This is a genomic window from Thermanaerothrix sp. (genome assembly GCA_026417795.1).
Taxonomy (GTDB): Bacteria; Synergistota; Synergistia; order Synergistales; family Synergistaceae; genus Thermanaerovibrio.
Genome location: JAOACP010000061.1, coordinates 1 through 3,973, shown reverse-complemented (window position 1 = coordinate 3,973; position 3,973 = coordinate 1). Strand labels below are relative to the sequence as shown.

The window sequence follows — 3,973 nt, the reverse complement described above, 5'->3', positions numbered from 1 at the left end:
CCTTGATCTCATGCCCCCTGGACTGGGCGGCCCTGGAGAGCTTCTCCGCCGCCATGTAGGTGTGGGCTATCCCCGTAGGACACGACGTCACCGCCACAAACCTCATGCACAACACCTCCCCTATCTCCTACTAATCCTTAAGGACAGGGGAATTCTAACCCCCTTGGGGGACTCCAATCGACCGCATGGGTTCCCGGGATGCTGCAAAAAAATCGAACATTCAGCCCAAGCCCGGGTAAAAAACATAAGGGGCCGAAGGCGCGGAACAATGCCTTCAGCCCCTTAAGAAACGGTGAACGGAAAGATCAAACCACCATGAAACCCCTACGGTTCAATCAACACCCTTCCCTCCGCCCGGGTAGGGGACAGCACTCGGAAGAACAGGGACCGGGGTTTCAAAAGCTCCACGAGCCGGCGGCTCCGGTCCCCAAGGTGGGAAGACGCCATTTCGAGCCCCTTCATATCCAACGCCAGGGACAGGGCCTCCCTGGGAAGGGGCACCTCCTTGAGATCCTCCGGGATGGCGAGCTTCTCCCCTCCCAATGCGTACCCCCGGCCCTCGAGGAAGAGGTCCGGCCCCTGGTCTGAGAGCACCACCATGACCCGCTTCCCCTCCTCCAGGCCCTCCCCAAATCGGGCCTTCATGGGCTGCCCAAGGAGCTCCCCAAGGGAGGGGAACATGGCAAGGACCCTGCCTCCCATGGGGCCCTCAAGGGCCAAGAACCCGTGAAGGGAGCCCTTGCCCAGCATCTCCGGGGCCATGAGCTCCCGCTGCTTGAAATCCCCAAGGAATCGCTCGAAGGGGGCATAGGCGGAGAAACCGATCACCCCCTCGTCCAGGTTCAAAGACCACGACACCTCCACCCTCTCACCGGTGGCGAGCTTGCCTATGACCACGTTGGGCCCCTTGGTCTTCCTTGCGGGGACCATCCTGGATGCCGGGTCCATGTAGGCCCTCTTGATCCTCTCAAGCCCCTCTTCGCTGCTGGCAAAACCCCAGATGGGAATCGGAACCTTGGAGAGCAGTTCCAGCTTCACTCCCCGCACCGTACCCTCCCGCAAGGCCTTGGTGTTCCCCCTATCGGCCATGAAGATCCCGAAGACCTGGTCGTCCTCCAACGTGAAGGCGCAGCGGCCCATGTAGGGGAACAGCTCCTCCATCTCCCATATCTCCTTGGGCGCGAACCCCATGAGGCCTCGGGAACGCATGAACTCCACCGCGGCGCCCCCGTCCTCCATGGCCACCGTGAGCCCCCGGGACTTGGGGAGCATCCTGATCAGGTCCACCGACACCAAGGACCTGAAGGTCCACCAAAGGACCAATCCCGCTATGGGCAGCAGCACCCAAAGGCTCTTCCGCGTGGAGTACTTTATCATGGCCTTAAGAACCTCCTAGCAAGGCCCCTCACGAGGCCTAGGATGGCAAAAAGTCCGCTGGCGGCCATCACGATGCACGCCCCAGATGGCATGTCCAGCCTCCAGGATATCCATATCCCCGCCAGTACGCAAAGGGAGCCGTACAGGGTGGAGAGGAACATCATCCCCTTAAGGGACCTGCTGAAACCCTCGGCGGCGTAGGGCGGTATGGTCATGAGGGCCATGCAAAGCACCAGCCCAACGGAGCGCATCAACACCACCACCGCCACGGCGGTGAGCATGAGCACCGCGAACCTTATCCTGCCGGGGTTAAGCCCCCTTACCCTGGCGAACTCCTCGTCGTAGGCCACCGCCAGGAGGTCCGGGTACAGCAGCGACACCGCGGCAAGGCATGCCCCGGTGAGCAGGGCCATGACCCAAAGGTCCTCCCGGGATACGGCCAGCAGGTTGCCGAAGAGGGGACTGGACAGGTCCTTGCCGTACCCCTGTGAAAGGGACATGAGTATGACCCCAAGGGCCATGGAGAAGGCCCAAAGGGCCCCCACGGCGGAGTCGAAACGCTCCTGCCGGCGCTGGTCCATCCGGGACAGAAGCGCCGAGGACGCCATGGCGGCCCCCAGGGCCCCCAAAAAGGGCGAGAAGCCCATGAAGTATCCCAACCCCACGCCGCCGTAGGCTATGTGCGCAAGCCCCCCCGCCAGCATGGACATCCTGAAGGTGACCACCACGGTGCCCATGACCCCCGCCATGACGGAGGACATAAGACCCCCCAAGAGGGCGTTAAGAAGAAAGGGATCCATGACGGTCCTCCTTTACGTCATCGTCGTCGTGGGCCGACAAAACCCGGTGGGGAAGTCCGTGGGCCACCAGCTCCACCGGGCACTCCCCATAGGCCAACGACAGCGACGCCCTGTCCACCTCCGGGGAAGGGTGATAGTGCAACGTGCCCCTTATGCAGGCCACCGAGGTGGCCATGGCGGACACCGCCATGAGGTCGTGGCTTGCCACCACCGCGGTGCCACCTTCGCCGCAGAACCTCCTAAGCTCCCCGTACAGGTGCTTCTGAGACCCGGGATCCAGGTTTGCGGTGGGCTCGTCCATCAACACCACCCGGGGGGAAGAGGCGAAGGCCCGGGCTATGAGCACCTTCTGCCGCTGCCCCCCCGATAGCTGGCTCATCTTCATGTCCCGGCAGTCCCCAACCCCAAAGCGCTCCATCTCCACCATGGCCCGCCGGTAGTCCTCCCCCGAAAGCCTTCGGCCCGGCAGCTTGCGGCCTAAGGCCACCACGTCCAGGGCCCTTATGGGAAAGAACCGCCTCACCGACGTGTCCTGGGGCACGTACCCCACCTCAAGGCTCTCCCCCGGGGGCCTGCCCAGCACCCGGATCTCCCCCGAAAGGGGGCGCAGCAGCCCCAAAATCAGCTTTATTAAGGTGCTCTTGCCTCCCCCGTTGGGGCCCATGAGGGCCAAAAGCTCTCCAGCGCTGAGACACAGGTTGACGTCCCTCAGCACCACGTCCCCTTCATAGGCGAAACAAAGCCCTTTTATCTCCACGTCATATGACATGGTCTTATTTTAACACAGGGGGGCCAAAGTAGGGTTAAAATACAATACGTCGGCACATATCAACCTGGCGGGGGTGATCTGTTGGCGGTCGCGGCGGAGAGGTACGTTAGAATATCCGACACCATCGGCGTCTTGAGGGACCTGTTGGATCGAGGGTTCGCGTTCCTGGTGCCCTCGGGCCCCGACGAGGAGGCACTGTTGGAGATCCTGTTGGACGCCAGCCCAGTGCTGGACGAGCGTCCCCACATATTGCGCTGGAAGGACCTTTACAGGCTGATCCTGAGGGAGGCCTATCCCCGGTCGTTGGACCGGGCAAGCCGTATGATGGACCCCGCGGACAGGTACCTGGTGCTGCGGTGGCTCACCGGGACCCTACCGAAGGACCGGTGTCCTTCCTGGGTTTTCGATCCCCTTTTCCCGGAGCTCGCGGCACCCCAGATGATGGAGTTCATGCGGGAAGAGGTGACCCGGCGGCACCTGTTCGCCGCCAACGGCTGCGAATCCTGCGAAAGCTGCCCCCTGGACAGCCCCGGCAGGGTGTTGTGCCACCTCTTCTGCGCCTATCAGGATTACTTAAGGGAAAACCGCATGGCGGACGAGGCGGAGATGCCCACCCTCACAAGACAGGCGCTGGAGGGCGCCGTGCCTTCCGTCAAGCTGGCGGTGGTGGGGTTCATGTCCTTCACCCACGGGCAGCTCAACCTGCTTCGAAAGATGATCGAGCTGGGGATGGGCCTGCACTTCCTCTTCCCCTGGATAGACCTGGAGGGCTTCCCCCACGGGGCAAGGCAATTGAACCTCCCCATAAGCCGCACCCTGGGGGAGCCAAGGCCTCCCAGGGTATTGCGCATCATGGGCATTGACCCAAGCCACCAGTACGAGGAGCTGGCAAGGCGGATATCCCTCCTGGGCGACGAGAAGGGGGGGATACCCTTCCAGGGCCCCCTGGACCAGGTGGCCCTATCGGTGCCAATGGAGGACATTAGAACCCTCACCCACCAGCTACACCTGTCTCTTATACACATCT

The 3,973-nt window shown here is 62.5% G+C and carries 5 protein-coding genes; 1 reads left to right on the top strand and 4 read right to left on the bottom strand.

Annotated features, from left to right (window positions below):
* From N2315_08825 to N2315_08810, 4 genes are all read right to left on the bottom strand, one after another.
* Positions 1-106, bottom strand: a 106-nt coding sequence (locus N2315_08825) for a PTS fructose transporter subunit IIB (GenBank protein ID MCX7829279.1), incomplete at its 3' end; no start/stop codon positions are given.
* A 218-nt stretch (positions 107-324) separates the two neighbouring features.
* Positions 325-1,377 carry a hypothetical protein gene (locus N2315_08820; GenBank protein ID MCX7829278.1) on the bottom strand — a complete coding sequence of 351 codons (1,053 nt, stop codon included), beginning with the start codon at positions 1,375-1,377 and terminating at the stop codon, positions 325-327.
* The gene (locus tag N2315_08815; protein MCX7829277.1) at positions 1,374-2,177 is read right to left on the bottom strand and encodes a metal ABC transporter permease; all 804 of its coding nucleotides are present in this window, start codon (positions 2,175-2,177) and stop codon (positions 1,374-1,376) included. The genes N2315_08820 and N2315_08815 overlap by 4 nt, the downstream gene beginning before the upstream one ends.
* Positions 2,158-2,946: an ABC transporter ATP-binding protein gene (locus N2315_08810; GenBank protein ID MCX7829276.1), complete on the bottom strand. Its 789-nt coding sequence runs from the start codon at positions 2,944-2,946 to the stop codon at positions 2,158-2,160. Before N2315_08810 ends, N2315_08815 begins: the two co-directional genes overlap by 20 nt.
* 81 nt (positions 2,947-3,027) lie before the next feature.
* Here N2315_08810 and N2315_08805 point away from each other — a divergent pair.
* Positions 3,028-3,973: hypothetical protein (locus N2315_08805; protein ID MCX7829275.1), on the top strand; the 946-nt coding region annotated here is incomplete at its 3' end.

Coding starts and splice junctions, on each gene's coding strand:
- N2315_08820 (MCX7829278.1), bottom strand. CDS start 1,377: ATGATAAAGTACTCCACGCGGAAGAGCCTTTGGGTGCTGCTGCCCATA.
- N2315_08815 (MCX7829277.1), bottom strand. CDS start 2,177: ATGGATCCCTTTCTTCTTAACGCCCTCTTGGGGGGTCTTATGTCCTCC.
- N2315_08810 (MCX7829276.1), bottom strand. CDS start 2,946: ATGTCATATGACGTGGAGATAAAAGGGCTTTGTTTCGCCTATGAAGGG.